The 15254-nt window shown below is 65.5% G+C and carries 15 protein-coding genes; 6 read left to right on the top strand and 9 right to left on the bottom strand.

The window, feature by feature from the left end; all coding sequences use genetic code 11:
- Positions 1–66 precede the first annotated feature (66 nt).
- From CAL12_RS22645 to CAL12_RS22615, 7 genes are read right to left on the bottom strand one after another with little or no spacing between them, the layout of a single operon-like run.
- Entirely contained in the window at positions 67–564 is a 498-nt protein-coding gene (locus CAL12_RS22645) for an OmpA family protein (protein WP_086066674.1), read from the bottom strand.
- Between the two features lie 34 nt (positions 565–598).
- Positions 599–1912: a Tol-Pal system beta propeller repeat protein TolB gene (tolB, locus tag CAL12_RS22640; protein ID WP_086066673.1), complete on the bottom strand. Its 1314-nt coding sequence runs from the start codon at positions 1910–1912 to the stop codon at positions 599–601.
- 16 nt (positions 1913–1928) lie between these two features.
- The gene (gene tolA, locus CAL12_RS22635; RefSeq protein ID WP_086066672.1) at positions 1929–3086 is read right to left on the bottom strand and encodes a cell envelope integrity protein TolA; all 1158 of its coding nucleotides are present in this window, start codon (positions 3084–3086) and stop codon (positions 1929–1931) included.
- Between the two features lie 24 nt (positions 3087–3110).
- Complete coding sequence (gene tolR, locus CAL12_RS22630; RefSeq protein ID WP_086066671.1) at positions 3111–3599, bottom strand: protein TolR; 489 nt, start codon at positions 3597–3599, stop codon at positions 3111–3113.
- On the bottom strand, positions 3599–4276 hold the full coding sequence (gene tolQ / locus CAL12_RS22625; protein WP_086066670.1) for a protein TolQ: 678 nt from the start codon (positions 4274–4276) through the stop codon (positions 3599–3601). The genes tolR and tolQ overlap by 1 nt, the downstream gene beginning before the upstream one ends.
- A 2-nt stretch (positions 4277–4278) precedes the next feature.
- Entirely contained in the window at positions 4279–4713 is a 435-nt protein-coding gene (ybgC, locus tag CAL12_RS22620) for a tol-pal system-associated acyl-CoA thioesterase (RefSeq protein ID WP_420042739.1), read from the bottom strand.
- The gene (locus CAL12_RS22615; protein WP_086066669.1) at positions 4710–6443 is read right to left on the bottom strand and encodes a proline--tRNA ligase; all 1734 of its coding nucleotides are present in this window, start codon (positions 6441–6443) and stop codon (positions 4710–4712) included. Before CAL12_RS22615 ends, ybgC begins: the two co-directional genes overlap by 4 nt.
- Before the next feature lie 66 nt (positions 6444–6509).
- On the opposite strand from CAL12_RS22615, the gene CAL12_RS22610 reads away from it, so the two are divergent.
- The 6 genes from CAL12_RS22610 to CAL12_RS22585 all read left to right on the top strand — a co-directional run bounded on the left by CAL12_RS22610 (position 6510) and on the right by CAL12_RS22585 (position 12545).
- Entirely contained in the window at positions 6510–7082 is a 573-nt protein-coding gene (locus CAL12_RS22610; protein ID WP_086066668.1) for an RNA pyrophosphohydrolase, read from the top strand.
- On the top strand, positions 7063–7755 hold the full coding sequence (locus CAL12_RS22605) for a response regulator (RefSeq protein WP_086066667.1): 693 nt from the start codon (positions 7063–7065) through the stop codon (positions 7753–7755). The genes CAL12_RS22610 and CAL12_RS22605 overlap by 20 nt, the downstream gene beginning before the upstream one ends.
- 92 nt (positions 7756–7847) lie before the next feature.
- Complete coding sequence (locus tag CAL12_RS22600) at positions 7848–9350, top strand: sensor histidine kinase (RefSeq protein ID WP_232464966.1); 1503 nt, start codon at positions 7848–7850, stop codon at positions 9348–9350.
- A gap of 113 nt (positions 9351–9463) precedes the next feature.
- Entirely contained in the window at positions 9464–9955 is a 492-nt protein-coding gene (locus tag CAL12_RS22595) for a tripartite tricarboxylate transporter TctB family protein (protein WP_420042738.1), read from the top strand.
- A 6-nt stretch (positions 9956–9961) separates the two neighbouring features.
- A complete protein-coding gene (locus CAL12_RS22590; RefSeq protein ID WP_086066665.1) occupies positions 9962–11485 on the top strand; it encodes a tripartite tricarboxylate transporter permease in 1524 nt (507 codons plus the stop codon).
- Positions 11486–11618: 133 nt separating this feature from the next.
- The gene (locus CAL12_RS22585) at positions 11619–12545 is read left to right on the top strand and encodes a 2-hydroxyacid dehydrogenase (protein WP_086066664.1); all 927 of its coding nucleotides are present in this window, start codon (positions 11619–11621) and stop codon (positions 12543–12545) included.
- Between the two features lie 105 nt (positions 12546–12650).
- On the opposite strand, the gene CAL12_RS22580 is transcribed toward CAL12_RS22585, so the two are convergent.
- Positions 12651–13556, bottom strand: coding sequence for an NAD(P)-dependent oxidoreductase (locus CAL12_RS22580; protein ID WP_086066663.1), 906 nt, complete (start codon positions 13554–13556; stop codon positions 12651–12653).
- A 41-nt stretch (positions 13557–13597) separates the two neighbouring features.
- Positions 13598–15202 carry a gamma-glutamyltransferase family protein gene (locus tag CAL12_RS22575; RefSeq protein WP_086066662.1) on the bottom strand — a complete coding sequence of 535 codons (1605 nt, stop codon included), beginning with the start codon at positions 15200–15202 and terminating at the stop codon, positions 13598–13600.
- Between the last annotated feature and the right edge of the window lie 52 nt (positions 15203–15254).

The following is a 15254-nucleotide window of genomic DNA, read 5'->3' as shown; positions in this document are numbered from 1 at the left end:
CCATCCCGACGCATGTTGTAAGGCAAGAATATCAGCCTTGGACTGCTGACGTATCAGCCGTCGGAATCAACGCTGGTAGTTGATGTCCGCGCGGCGATCCTGGGCGTAGCCGGCTTCGTCCGTACCCGTGGCGTGTTCCTTGCCGAAGCTGATGACTTCGATCTGGCCGGCGTTGACGCCGTTCAGCTTCATCAGGTCGGCCACGGCGTTACCGCGACGGGTACCCAGCGCCAGGTTGTACTCCGAGCTGCCGCGCGGGTCGGTATTACCCTCGATGCGGACGCGCTGCGAAGTATGGCCGGTCAGGTAGCCGGAGTGCATCTGCACCAGCTGCTTGTACTGGTCGCTGACGGTGTAGCTGTCAAAGTCGAAGAACACGCTCTTTTGCTGAGCAAGGGGGCTGGAGGGGTTGAACGGGTCCATGACCGGACCCGAGCCGCCGCCGGCGGTGCCCGCCGAGCCAGAGCCCTGGCCTCCCTTGTCATCCAGGGGGACGGAGCTGCAAGCGGCCAGAGTTGCTACGAGCGCTGCAACGGTTAGGCTTTTGGCAATGCGCGACTTCATGATGGTTCCTTTGTTGATAAGTGAGTCACACGTGTTAGCGGGTAAACGGGCCCCAAGTCGGTTCGTTGATCTGCCCGTTCAGTACCGAAAGCGTCTGCCGCACGCGGCCGTCGCTCGATACCACGGCAAGAACGTTACGTCCGCCTTGGATAGCCGCGTATAGTACTTGCATTCCATTCGGCGCAAAACTGGGAGATTGGTCATCGTTGCCATTAGTCAGCAAAGTCTCGGTGCCACTGGACAAATTCAGCGAAGCGATGCGAAATGACCCGTCGCGTCTTGCAACGTACACGAGCGTGGAACCATCGGGCGAAATACGCGGTGAGACGTTGTAACCACCATTAAACGTCAGCCTGCGGGGCTCGCCGCCCCCGACGCTCACCTGGTAAATCTGCGGGCCGCCGCTGCGGTCGCTGGTAAAGATGATGGAACCGCCGTCCGGCGTGAAGGTAGGCTCGGTATCGATGCCGGGCGAGCGGGTCACCCGGCGCAGGTTGGAACCGTCCGCGCTGATGGTGTAAATCTGCGACAGTCCGTCCCGCGTCAGCACGATGGCCAGCATGCTGCCATCCGGCGACCATGCCGGTGCGCTGTTGTTGCCCTTGTAGTTGGCGACCGGAACGCGGGCGCTGGTGGCCAGGGTGTGGACATAGACCACCGGCTTACCGGATTCGAAACTCACATAGGCCAGGCGGGTACCGTCCGGGGACCAGCGCGGCGAAATGATGGGCTCGCGGGACCGCAGCGCCACCTGGGGATTTTGCCCGTCGGCGTCGGCGACCTGCAGTTCGTAGGTGCTGCCCTGCTTCAGGACATAGGCGATCCGGGTCGAGAAGACCCCGCGCACGCCCGTAATTTTTTCGTAGATACGGTCGGCGATCTGGTGGGCCACCCGGCGCAGTTCCTGTTCGGAACCTGAAAACGCCACGCCATCCAGTTGTCCGCGCTTGACCGTGTCGGCCAGGCGATAGCGGATATCGTAGCGGCCGTCGGGCGTCTGGTTGATGCTGCCGTAGGCCAGGAAATCGGCCCCCTTGCCGCGCCAATCGTCATAGCTGACGGTGCTGTCCACCGTCAGTCCGGCGTTCGAACCGTCGATCAGGCGGAATTGCCCGGTGCGGTTCAGGTCGGCGCGGATGACTTCGGCCAACGCATGGCCTCTGGTGGTGTCGCCGGCGAAGTCGGCGATGGCCACGGGGTACTGGGTCGCCCCCGTTCCGGAAATGTCCACGCGCAATTGGGCGTGGGCCGGCCGGCCTGCCAGCAGGATCGCCAGCAACACCAACAGGCCGAAACCGTAGGTCCTCAGCGCAGCCTGGATCGAGGGTCGGCGATGGGCTGGAGTCATGGTAAGCAATCTCCTGTCAGTCATACATACGGTAAATAACGTCGATTACCGGTTCGTACCTTCCGGTCGAAGGTTTCGGGAAGGGGTTGCAGCGACGGATGCCGGTTTCCACCGCACGGTCGAAGCCGGAATTGCCGGACGACGACGTCAGGCTCACCGAGGTGACGGCGCCGCTGGAGTTCAACTGTACCCGGTATTGAACGGTGGGGTTGGACGAGCCGGCCCGCGGGGGCGTCGGATACGAAACGCCGGGCTGGATGCAGGCCCGCACCTTGGCGCCGTAGCCATCGTCGCGCCCGCCGCCCGCCTGGTTGCGGTCGGCGGTACCGCCAGGAATCCCGGCCGCGCCCAGGGCGTCGTTGCGGAAGGCTTCCTTCAGCGCGCGGTCGGCAGCGGCCTTCTTGGCGGCGGCCGCCTTCTCGGCAGCAGCCTTTTCCGCCGCGGCCTTCTCGGCGGCGGCTTTCTCGGCGGCTGCCTTGTCAGCGGCGGCTTTTTCCGCCGCGGCCTTCTTGGCGGCGTCTTCCTTGGCCTTCTTGTCGGCGGCGGCCTTGTCGGCGGCGGCCTTTTCAGCGGCCGCCTTGTCCGCGGCAGCCTTTTCAGCCGCCGCTTTCTCGGCGGCAGCCTTGTCGGCGGCCGCCTTTTCCGCCGCAGCCTTGGCCGCGGCGGCTTTTTCGGCATCCTGCCGTTGTTTCTCCAGGCGCTGCTTTTCTTCCAGCGCGGCCTGCTGGCGTTCCTTTTCCAGGCGCGCCTGTTCGGCCAGGGCGGCCTGGCGTTCCTTCTCTTCCTGTTCTTTCTTCTTGCGCGCTTCCTGCAACGCGATCTCGGGATCGGGCGTGTCGTCCGGCTTGGGCTGCGCCTGCGGCTGCGGCGGGGGAGGCGGCGGCGCCGGTTGCGGCTGCGGCGGGGGCGGCGGCGGTTCCGGCGTGGGTTGCGGCTGGGGAGTAGGCTGCGGTTGCGGCTGGGGCTGCGGGGGCGGCGAAACCGGCGAATCGCCGTTGGCCCACAATTGCACCTGTACGGGGCCCGGATTTTCCGTGCGCCAGTTCACGCCGAGCACCAGGACCAGGACCAGAATGGCGTGGACCAGCACGGCCAGGCCGAATGCTTTCCGATTGTCCTGCGCTGGCGGCGCTTCCGGCGCGCGGCTGGAGTGCTTGATTAGAGGAGGCGTCATCGAGTCGAGTGGATAGGGCGCCGATCAGCGCTTGGTCGCGGCGGGTCGCTGCTGCGGTTGTCCCGCCGCCGCGGCGGCGGCGCCCGTGGACGACTGCTGGTCGACCAGCAGGCCCAGGCGCGTCACGCCGTTCGTGCGCAGTTCGTCCATGACTTTCACGACGGATTCATACGGCACCTTGCCGTCGGCCGCGATCACCACCGGGGTGTCCGCGGTGATGCGCGCGCGGACCTGGCTGACCAGTTCCGATCGGCCGATGTTCTCCGGATTGGCGCCGGGCTCGCGCATGCGCAGCGCGATGTCGCCGTTCTCCGAAATCTGCACTTCGAGCGGCTTGACCGGGACATCGGACGCCTGGCCCACCGAAGGCAGGTTGATCAGTCCGGGCGTGATCAGGGGGGCGGTGACCATGAAGATCACCAGCAGGACCAGCATCACGTCGATATAGGGAACGACGTTGATGTCGGCCTTCATGCGGCGGCTGGAACGGCCGCCCGAGCGTACCGAGGACATCAGCGCACCTGCCGTTGCAGAATATTCAGGAACTCATCGACGAAACTGTCGAAGCGGATGGACAGCCGGTCGATATCGTTGGTGAAGCGGTTGTAGGCCACCACCGCGGGGATGGCCGCGAACAGGCCGATGGCGGTAGCGATCAGGGCTTCGGCGATGCCGGGCGCGACCGAGGCCAGGGTCGCCTGCTGCATGTTGGACAGGCCGATGAACGCGTGCATGATCCCCCACACCGTTCCCAGCAGGCCGATGTAAGGGCTGACGGAGCCGGCCGAGGCCAGGAAGTTCAGATGGGATTCCAGCGCATCCATTTCACGCTGGTACGCGGCACGCATGGCGCGGCGGGCGCCGTCCAGGACCGCGTTGGCGTCGTTGGCGGCGGCGCGGCGGGCTTTCAGGAACTCCGTCATCCCGGCGTCGAAGATCCGCGCCAGGGCGCCTTGTTCGGCGCGGCGGTTGGCCACGGCCTGCTGCAGCATGGACAGGTCGCCGCCGGACCAGAAGTCGTCTTCGAAACGGCGCGTCTGTTGATGGGCCCTTCTGATAGCCAGGCGTTTGGCGAAGATGTACGTCCAGGACATGATGGAAATGCCCAGGAGCAGCAGCATGATCAATTGGACCGGCACGCTCGCATGTGCGATCAGTGCGAACAACGACAGGTCGTTGGAGACTTGCATTTTTATCCCTGAATAGAATCGAGTGTTGCGCGCAATCCCGGAGGCAGTTCCGCGGGCCTGAGGGTGGTCGCATCCACGCAGCACACTTGGATGTTGCCCTCGGCCAGCAGTTCCCCGCTGCGTTCCGCCCGCTGCGCGAAGTGTATCGAAGCCCGGCCGACTCGTGTAACACGCGAACGTATGGTAAGCATGTCATCCAGTCGGGCGGGTTTGCGGTAGGCCATGTCCAGCCCGGCCACCACGAACATCCTGCCGTCCGTCCGCGCCAGGTTGGCTTGTTCGAAGCCCAGCGCGCGCAGCCATTCGGTCCGGCCGCGCTCCATGAACTTCAGGTAGTTGGCATAGAAAACGACGCCGCCGGCATCCGTGTCTTCGTAATACACACGGATATCCAGGGTCGATTCCAGGGATCGCTGCGATGACAACGGGGCGGTCAAAGGTTTTCCAGCTTGGCCAGTACTTGCTCCAGCGCCTGGTCCGCCGGCACCGTACTGGCGCTGGCTTCCCGGCGGGCCTGCAATTCGACCACACCGTCCTTGAGCCCACGTTCTCCAACTGTTACGCGCAGCGGAGCGCCTATAAGCTCCCATTCAGCGAACATCACGCCCGGCCGGGCATCACGGTCATCAAGAATGACGTCCACGCCGCGGGCGAGCAGCGCCTCGTAGAGTGCTACCGCGGTGTTACGAACAGTTTCACTTTTGCCCCATCCCACCGGACAAATCACGATTTCGAAGGGCGCCAGCGCACGTGGCCAGATGATGCCCCGCTCGTCGTGGTTCTGCTCGATGGCCGCCGCGGCGATGCGGGTGACCCCGATGCCGTAGCAGCCCATCTCCAGCAGCGCGGGCTTGCCGGTTTCGTCCAGGTAGGTCGCCTTCAGCGCCGACGAGTACTTGGTGCCCAGGTAGAACACGTGGCCCACCTCGATGCCGCGCTGGATGGCCAGGGTGCCCTTGCCGTCCGGCGCGGGGTCGCCCGCCACCACGTTGCGCAGGTCGGCCACGTGGGCCGGTTCGGGCAGGTCGCGGCCCCAGTTGGCGCCGACGTAGTGGAAGCCTTCCCGATTCGCGCCGCAGACGAAGTCGCCCATATTGGCGACGGTGCGGTCCGCCACCACGGTGACGGGCTTTTGCGTCTGGATAGGGCCGAGATACCCGGGTTTGCAGCCAAAATGCTCGACGATCTCATCCTCGGTCGCGAAGCGGTAGCCTTGGTCCAGCCCGGGCACCTTGGCCGTCTTGATCTCGTTCAGGACGTGGTCGCCGCGCAGCAGCAGCAGCCAGATGCGCACCTGGCCGGCCTCCGGCTCGGTCGCCAGCACGATGGACTTGACGGTGGTTTCCAGCGGGATGCCCAACTGCGCCGCGACTTCCTCGCACTTGGCCGCGCCGGGTGTCGGCACGGCTTCCAGCGCCCGGCCGGGCGCCTGGCGCTGGGCTAGCAGGGGCGCCGCTTCCGCCAGTTCGATATTGGCGGCGTACTGGGTTTCCGGGTTATAGACCAGCAGGTCCTCGCCGGTGTCGGCGATCACCTGGAATTCATGGCTGCGGCTGCCGCCGATGGAACCGGTATCGGCGGCCACGGCGCGGAATTCCAGCCCCAGCCTTTGGAAAATCCGCATATACGCTTCGTACATGGCGTCATAGCTGCGCAGGGCGCCGGCTTCGTCGCGGTCGAAGGAATACGCGTCCTTCATCGTGAATTCGCGGCCGCGCATCAGCCCGAAGCGGGGCCGCCGCTCGTCGCGGAATTTGGTCTGGATGTGATAGAAGTTCACCGGCAGCTGGCGCCAGCTGTGGATCTCGTTGCGGGCGATGTCGGTGATGACCTCTTCGGACGTCGGCTGCAGCACGAAGTCGCGCTCGTGCCGGTCCTTGATGCGCAGCAGTTCGGGGCCGTACTGGACCCACCGCCCGGATTCCTGCCAGAGCTCGGCAGGCTGGACCACCGGCATCAGCAGCTCGATGGCGCCAGCGGCGTTCATTTCTTCCCGCACGATCTTCTCGATCTTGCGGATCACCTTTAGCCCCAGCGGCATATAGGTATAAATCCCACCCGCCAGCTTGCGGATCATGCCCGCCCGCGTCATAAGGCGGTGGCTGACGATTTCGGCCTCGGCGGGCGCTTCTTTGAGTGTATTGATGTGGTAGTTGGAGGCGCGCATGGTTTCCAGGAGGCGGCAGGTACGTATAATCAGGCGTAATTGTATTGAATTTGGTGGGGGTGGCCCATGCTGGACCGCGAAGGCTACCGTCCCAATGTCGGCATCATTCTCGTCAACACCAGAAACGAGGTCTTTTGGGGCAAGCGGATCAGGGAACATGCCTGGCAGTTTCCGCAGGGCGGCATCAAGTATGGCGAAAGCCCGGTGCAGGCCATGTATCGCGAACTCCATGAAGAAGTGGGCTTGAAGCCCGAGCATGTCCGCATTTTGGGGCGCACACGCGATTGGCTGCGCTACAACGTCCCGGATCATTTCGTCCGGCGGGAATGGCGTGGCCATTACAAAGGTCAGAAGCAGATCTGGTTCCTGCTCAGGCTGGTGGGGCGCGACAGCGATGTCTGCCTGCGCGCCACGCAGCATCCTGAATTCGATGCATGGCGCTGGAGCCAGTACTGGGTTCCGCTGGATGCCGTCATCGAATTCAAGCGGGATGTCTACACGCAGGCACTGAACGAGCTCTCGGCTATCCTGTTCAGGCGGCATCACGAAACACGCTACCTGCGCCAACGCGTGCATGGTCAGCGCGCGGCCGAGAATCTGGCGGGAGGGCCTGACGGCCATGCGCATATTGCTGGTTGAAGACGAAAGGGACATGGCGTCCTGGCTGGTGCGCGCGCTGGCCCAGAGCGGCTTCGTGCCGGATCACGCGCCCGACGCGCGCACGGCCGAAGCCTTCATGGCGGGTACCGAATATGACGCCATCGTCATGGACCTGCGCCTGCCCGACAAGCACGGCCTGGTCGTATTGCGCGAAATGCGCAACCGCGACGACCGCACGCCCGTGCTGGTGCTGACCGCGCAGGGCGCCCTGCAGGACCGCGTGCGCGGCTTGAACCTGGGCGCCGACGATTTCCTGACCAAGCCGTTCGCGCTGGAAGAGCTGGAAGCGCGCCTGACCGCACTGGTCCGGCGCAGCCGGGGGCGGCAGCATCCGCGCCTGCAATGCGGTTCGCTGTCGTACGACAGCGAAAGCCGCGCCTTCACGCTGGATGGCTCCCTGCTGTTCCTGACCCCGCGCGAACACGCCGCCCTGGCCGCCTTGCTGACGCGCAGCGGTTATCCGGTCGACAAATCGCAGCTGTTCGGCAAGGTCTTCAACCACGATAGCGAGGCCAACCCCGACGCCATCGAAGTCGTCCTGCATCGCCTGCGCAAAAAGCTGGCGGGCAGCGATATCCGCATCGTGACCGTGCGGGGGCTCGGCTACATGCTCGAAAGCGTGGCCAGCGCATCCGAATCCGCTGACGCTTGAAGGGCCCGGTCCCGGCTGTGTCAGCGCATCTCCCGCCGCCGGGCGCGTCCGGCACGCGCGATCTCGGCCGCCCGTGGTATTCCCGGGTCGGCATACGGGCGCTGCTGATCACGCTGCTGCTGCCCGGCGTCATCGCGCTGCTGGTGATCGATAGCTATAACGACTACCAGACGCTGGCCGACATCACCAACGACGCCTACGACACCGCCTTGCTGGAGCCGGCGCGCGTGCTCGAAAGCAGTATCGAGTTCACGCCCGACGGCGCCCTGCAGGTCGTGACTCCGCTGTATGCCCAGGTCATGCTGGAATCGCGCGCCGGCCTGCGCAAGTACTTCCGCATTGAAGAAATCGAGCCGCCGCTGCCCTCCGGCCAGGCTCCCGCCACCCCCGGCCTGGCCCTGCTCGGCATGCCGGACATCCCGCGCCCGCCGGTCTGGCCGCGCAGCGACGGCCAGCCCACCTTCTATGACGGCGCATACCGCAACGATCCGGTCCGCATGGTGGCGCTGGTACGCGATCTCTACTACCACGGCACCCATCGCCAGGTACTGATACTGGTAGGCGAGAGCACCGGCAAGCGTATCGAGGCCGAGGACGCCGCGCGCCGCAAGGAGCTGCTGCGCGACGGTCGCATGCTGGCGCTGGTCGTGCTCATGGTGTGGTGGGGCGTGGCATGGGCCCTGCGGCCGCTGGCCAGGCTGCGCAACGAGATCCGTGCGCGGTCGGCCGACGACCTGACGCCGCTCGACGCCAGCCGCGTCCCCTCCGAAGTCACGCCGCTGGTGGAGGCCGTCAACTATCACATCGCCCGGCACCGGCACATGCTGGACGAACAATCGCGATTCCTGGACGATGCCTCGCACCAGCTGCGCACGCCGCTGGCCATCATGTCGACACAGGCGCAATACGCGCTGCGCGAGCGCGATCCCGCGCTCATACGCGACGGCCTGCGTGCCATCGTCGCGCAGCTGGGGCGTACGCGCCGCCTGACCGAACAGCTGCTGCAGCTCGCGCACGCCAGCCAGGGCGGCGAAGCGCCGCAGCGCGTGCTCGATCTGAATGACGTCGCGCGCGAGGTGGTCCTGCAATATCTGCCGCTCGCCCACGAAAAGCAGCAGGACCTCGGCTGGAGCGATGCGCGCGGCGATACGGGTGAAAGCGGTATGACAGGCCCGGCGGCTCCCGTGGCCGGTTCCGAGGTCGAACTGCACGAAGCCATTGCCAACCTGGTCCACAATGCGGTGAACTATGCGCCGCGCGGCGCGCGCATCACGGTATCGGTCGTGCGCGACGCGACACGCGTCGAGGTCCGCGTGTCCGACAACGGGCCGGGACTCAACCCGGCCTTGCGCGCGCGGGCCTTCGCGCGCTTCGATCGCGCGGGCGTGGAGGCCGGCGGCGCGCCTACATCGGGCTCCGGCCTCGGCCTCGCCATCGCGCAGGCCTACGCCCGCCGCAACGGCGGCGATATCGTCCTGGCCGACGGTGAAACGAATGCCCAGGGCGGCGTGGGACTCTGCGCCATCCTATGGATACCCCTGTTAGGGGATAACCCTGGGATTCAGGAACCCGACAGTCTAAAGAAAGCGGATTAGCAGCTTCCCTCCTTATTCTGCCCTCCAGGCTCACGGTGCTTTGTGAGAGGGACGTGCTCACCCTGAGCACTTCCTATAAAGGCTGGTGTAAGCCTAGTACACGGAGGAATGCAGTGGAAACACTGAAAAAATACAACAAGGACTACTACGGCGGAGCGCTGATGGTCCTGATCGGCCTGGGGTCGATATACGGTGGTCTGAACTATCAGATCGGTACGCTAAGCCATATGGGGCCCGGGTTCTTCCCGGCAGCGGTAGGGGGACTATTGGCATTCACGGGCCTGTTGATCGCCATCGGCGGCAAGACGGGCGCGAAAGAAAAGGCAGCCGGTGAAGGTACGCACGTTCCTTCGTCGCATCCCACGGGCATGCCCGACATGCGCGGCGCCATCTGCATCATCATCGGCATCCTGGCTTTCATTTTCCTTGGCCACTACGGCGGGCTGTTGCCCGCGACGTTCGCCATTACGTTCATTTCGGCGCTGGGCGACCGCAAGAACACGGTGAAGCAGGCCTTGGTTCTTTCGTTGGGCATGGTGGTCATCGCCGTGGTCGTGTTCTGGTGGGCGCTGCAACTGCAGCTCCCGCTGTTCCAGTGGGGTTGATACGCCATGCATCAAGCACTAACTGATCTCTGGTTCGGATTCGGCGTCGCCTTCGAACCGCACAACCTGATGTGGTCCTTCTTCGGCGTGCTGGTGGGTAACCTCATCGGTGTGTTGCCGGGGATGGGCGCGCTGTCGGCCATTTCCATCCTGCTTCCGCTGACCTACGTCATGCATCCGGTCCCCGCGATCATGATGCTGGCGGGTATCTTCTACGGCTCGCAATACGGCGGCGCCATCGGCGCCATCCTGTTGAACCTGCCTTCGCACCCGCCGCATGCGGTGACCTGCCTGGACGGCTATCCGCTGACCAAGCAGGGCAAGGGCGGCACGGCGCTGGGCATCACCATGATCGCGTCGTTCTTCGCGGCGTCGGTCGGCATCCTGGTGATGATCTTCTTCTCGCCGCTGCTGGTGGAAATCGCCTTCAAGTTCGGCCCGACGGAAATCTTCTCCATCATGCTGCTGGGCCTGATCGCGGGTTCGACGATGTCGCGCGGCTCGCCCTTGAAAGGCATCTGCATGACCTTGTTCGGCCTGCTGTGCGGCGTGGTCGGCACGGACGTGAACACGGGTACCATCCGCCTGTCCTTCGGTATCCTGGACCTGTCCGACGGCCTGGAACTGGTGGCCATCGCCATGGGCCTGTTCGGCGTCGCCGACTTCATCATGAGCGTCAACCGCATGAGCATCATCGGCACCGGCGCCAAGTTGCGCCTGCGCGATATGCGTCCGTCGGCCAAGGAATTGAAGCAGTCCTTCCTGCCGCTGGTGCGCGGTACGCTGGTGGGCACCGTGTTCGGCGCCATGCCCGGCACCGGCCCGACCATCACCACGTTCATCGCCTATGCCCTGGAACGCAAGATTTCCAGGACGCCGGAGCGCTTCGGCACCGGCATGCTGGCGGGCGTGGCGTCGCCCGAAGCCGCATCGCACTCCAAGACGCAGGTCGACTTCATCCCCACCATGAGCCTGGGCATTCCCGGCGACGCGGTGATGGCGCTGATCCTCGGCGGCCTGTTGATCCAGGGCATTCAGCCTGGTCCGCAGCTGATCACCGAGCACCCGGACATCTTCTGGGGCCTGATCGCCAGCTTCTGGGTGGGTAACGTGCTGCTGGTCATCCTGAACGTGCCGCTGATCGGCATCTGGGTCAAGCTGCTGCAAGTGCCTTACCGCTATCTGTTCCCGTCCGCGCTGTTCTTCATCGCAGTGGGCGTGTTCAGTACGCAGAACAGCCTGTTCCAGATCTGGGAAGCCTTGGCCTTCGGTGTCATCGGCGCGGTCTTCATGCTGCTCGATTTCTCGGTTGCGCCTATCCTGCTGGGCTTCGTGCTCGGACCCATGGTGGAAGAAAACTTCCGTCGCGCGCTGCTGCTGTCGCGCGGCGACATGATGATCTTCCTGCAGCGTCCGATCAGCGCCTGGTTCGTCGGTATCTCGGCCCTGCTGATCCTGGTGCAGATCATTGCGCACGCGCGCCGCAAGTTCAAGAAGCGCGACAAGCCGATGCTGCCCAAGACCGCCTGACCGGTCCGAAGCCTGTCGTCGAAGCCGCCGCGTCCCGCAAGGGCGCGGCGGTTTTTATTTGGGGTTTTATTTCGGCTTCGGGCGCGCGCGGCATGCTAAGGTTTTGGCCTTCGCCAACCTTCTCCTACGAACCATGCACGTTCTCTTCGCCTGCCCCCATAACAATCCCGATGACTGGCTGCCCGGCCTGCAGGCCGAGCTGCCCGATTGCAGGATTTCGGTGTGGGATCCATCCGGTCCGCCGTCGAACGCCGATGTCGCACTGGTGTGGAAGCCGCCCGCGGCCCTGATCGAACACGAGCCCAATCTGAAGGCCTTGTTCAATCTGGGCGCCGGGGTCGATGCCTTGCTGGGGATGGATCTGCCGCCGCACATCCAGATCGTGCGGCTGGAAGATGCTGGGATGGCCGTGCAGATGGCGGAATATGCCCTGTACGCGCTGCTGCGCGCGGCGCGTGGTTTCGGCCGTTACGAGCAGGAGCAGGCTGCCGGGCGCTGGTCGCCCATGCCGGGACTGCGCCGCGAACAGTGGCCGGTCGGGGTGCTGGGCCTGGGTGAAATGGGCGGCCGGGTGGCCCAGGCCATCGCGGCCTTCGACTATCCCGTGCTGGGTTGGTCGCGTTCGCCGCGCAGCGTCGAAGGCGTGCAGACTTACGCGGGCGCGGACCAGTTGCCGGAATTCCTGGGCCGCACGCGTGTGCTGGTCAATGTGCTGCCCTTGACGCCCGAGACCACGGGCATGATCGATCGGCGCATGTTGTCGCAATTGATGCCAGGCGCGCACCTGATCAATGTCGGCCGCGGCGGGCATGTGAACGAAGCGGATCTATTGGCCTTGCTGAACGAAGGCAGGCTGGAAGGCGCCACGCTGGACGTGTTCGACGTCGAGCCCCTGCCTGCCGGCCATCCGCTGTGGACGCACCCGCGCGTGCACGTCACGCCGCACATCGCCGCCAGCACCTTGCGGGCGGAGGCCATCGCCCAGATCTCCGCGAAGATCCGCCAGCTCGCGCGCGGCGAAGCCATCTCCGGCGTCGTCACCTCGCAGCGCGGCTACTGAAGCCGCCCGCGGCCCGCGGGACGCACGGGTTGCGCGGCAGCCAGCACATGCGGCGCAGTTACCCGAGCAACCCAGCCCGCGGGGGCTGCCGGCGCGCCGCCCGGCTCAGTCGCGCAGGCGCTTGACCAGGCTGGACGTGTCCCAGCGTCCGCCGCCCAGTTTCTGCACGTCGCCATAGAACTGGTCGACCAGCGCGGTCACCGGCACGCGCGCGCCGTTGGCGCGCGCTTCTTCCAGCACCAGCCCCAGGTCCTTGCGCATCCAGTTCACGGCGAAGCCGAAGTCGAACTTGTCGTCCACCATGGTCGAGCCGCGGTTTTCCATCTGCCAGCTCTGCGCCGCGCCCTTGCTGATGACGTCCAGCACCAGCTTCATGTCCAGGCCGGCGGCCTGCCCGAAAGCGATGCCTTCGGAAAGCCCTTGCACGATGCCCGCGATGCAGATCTGGTTGACCATTTTGGCCAGTTGGCCCGCGCCCGGCGCGCCCACCAGCGTCACGGCACGGCCGAAGACCTGCGCGACCGGCTTGATGCGGTCGAACACCGCCTGCTCGCCGCCGCACATCACCGTCAGCACGCCATTGACGGCGCCTGCCTGGCCGCCCGATACCGGCGCATCGACGAAGTGCAGGCCGCGGCCCTGGCCTTCGGCATAGAGCTCGCGCGCGATCTGCGCCGACGCGGTGGTGTGGTCGACGAAAACCGCGCCCTTCGCCATGCCGGCGAAGGCGCCGTCGTCGCCCAGCACGACGCTGCGCAGGTCGTCGTCATTGCCCACGCAGCAGAAAACGATTTCCGCGCCTTCGGCCGCCTGGCGTGGCGTGGCGGCGGTCTTGCCGCCGAATTCCTTGGCCCATTCCTGGGCCTTGGCGGCGGTGCGGTTGTACACGGTCACCTGGTGGCCGGCGCGGGCCAGGTGCCCCGCCATGGGAAAGCCCATGACCCCCAGGCCCAGGAAGGCGACTTTCTTCGATGGTGCCGCGTCATAGGTTTTATTGCCGATGGAAGCCATGGGATCTCCGAGTTCGGGGGGTTGGATTTGAAGGTCAGGTATCAGAAGCCGGCCGCCAGGCCGTCGCGGCGGCTATCGCTCGCGGCCACGTAGCCATCGACCGCCGGGTCGCCCAGGCGCCAGATGAACTGGCCCGAGCCGAAGTCCATATAGGGATCTTCCAGGCCTTCCAGCAGGTGTCCGCGCGCGCGCAGCGCGTCCAGCACCTGTTGCGGCATGTCGGGCTCGATATCCACCGATATGCCGTGGTTCCATTTCCAGCGCGGTGCATCACAGGCGGCCTGCGGCTGCTGCCCGAAGTCCAGCATGCGCACGAGCGTCTGCAGATGGCCCTGCGGCTGCATATTGCCGCCCATCACGCCGAAGCTCATCACCGGCGCGCCTTCCTTCATCAGGAAGCCCGGGATGATGGTGTGGAAAGGCCGCTTGCCGCCGCCGACGACATTGGGATGCCCGGCCTCCAGCGTGAAGCCATGGCCGCGGTTCTGCAGGCTGACGCCCGTGCCCGGCACGACCACGCCGGAGCCGAAACCCATGTAGTTGGACTGGATGAAGCTGACCATCATGCCGTTGCGATCGGCCGCGGTCAGGTAGATGGTGCCGCCCACCGGCGCATGGCCCGTGGTGAACAGCTTTGCGCGCCGCATGTCGATCAGCTTGGCGCGCGCGGCCAGGTAGTCTGGCGCCAGCATCTGCTCCGGCGATACCGACATGTGCCGCGAGTCGCCGACGTGCGCGTAGACGTCGGCGAACGCCAGCTTCATCGCTTCGATCAGCAGATGCTGCGTTTCGGGATGATCGACCGGGCGTGACGCCACGTCGAAATTCTGCAGGATGCCCAGCGCGATCAGCGCGGCGATGCCCTGGCCGTTGGGGGGAATCTGGTGCAGCGTATAGCCGCGGTAGTCCTGCCCCAGCGGGGTCACCCACTCCGGCTGGTAGTTGCGCAGGTCGGCCAGCGTCATGGCGGCGTCGTGCGCCTGCGCATGCGCCACCAGCTTGTGCGCCGTCTCGCCTTCGTAGAAATCGCGGCCGCCGGTGGCGGCGATGCGCTTGAGCGTGCTGGCCGCGCCCTTCAGGACGAAGTGTTCTCCCACCGCCGGCGCGCGTCCGCGCGGCAGGAAGTGTTCGGCGAAGCCAGGCAGCGATTGCAGGACGTCTGCCTGCGCGGCCCACTTCTGCTGCACCACGGGCGATACCGCGTAGCCCCGCTCCGCATAATCGATGGCCGGCGCCAATATGTCCTCGAACGACAGCGATCCGAGCTTTTCATGCAAGGCGCTCCAGCCCGCCACGCATCCCGGCACCGTCACGCTGTCCCAGCCGCGCATCGGGATCACGCCGTTGTGCTTGCGCTTGAAATAGTCGGGATTCCATGCCCCGGGCGCCGTACCCGACGCGTTCAGGCCATGCAGCCGCGAGCCATCCCACACGATCGCGAAGCAGTCGGACCCGAGGCCGTTGCTGACCGGTTCCGTCAAGGTCAGGGTCGCGGCGGCCGCGATGGCCGCATCGACGGCGTTGCCGCCGGCGGCCAATATGCGCAGGCCGGCCTGCGCGGCCAGCGGCTGGGAAGTCGCCACGACATTGCGCGCGAACACGGGCGTGCGCGCAGTCCTGTAGGGATTCTGCCAATCAAAGGTCATAGGGGATCGGAGCGGCTTTCGAGACGGGGTAAACCCCTACTTTAACGTAAGA

The organism is Bordetella genomosp. 8, assembly GCF_002119685.1.
Classification (GTDB): Bacteria; Pseudomonadota; Gammaproteobacteria; order Burkholderiales; family Burkholderiaceae_B; genus Bordetella_C.
This window is presented reverse-complemented; position numbering and strand designations above follow the sequence as displayed.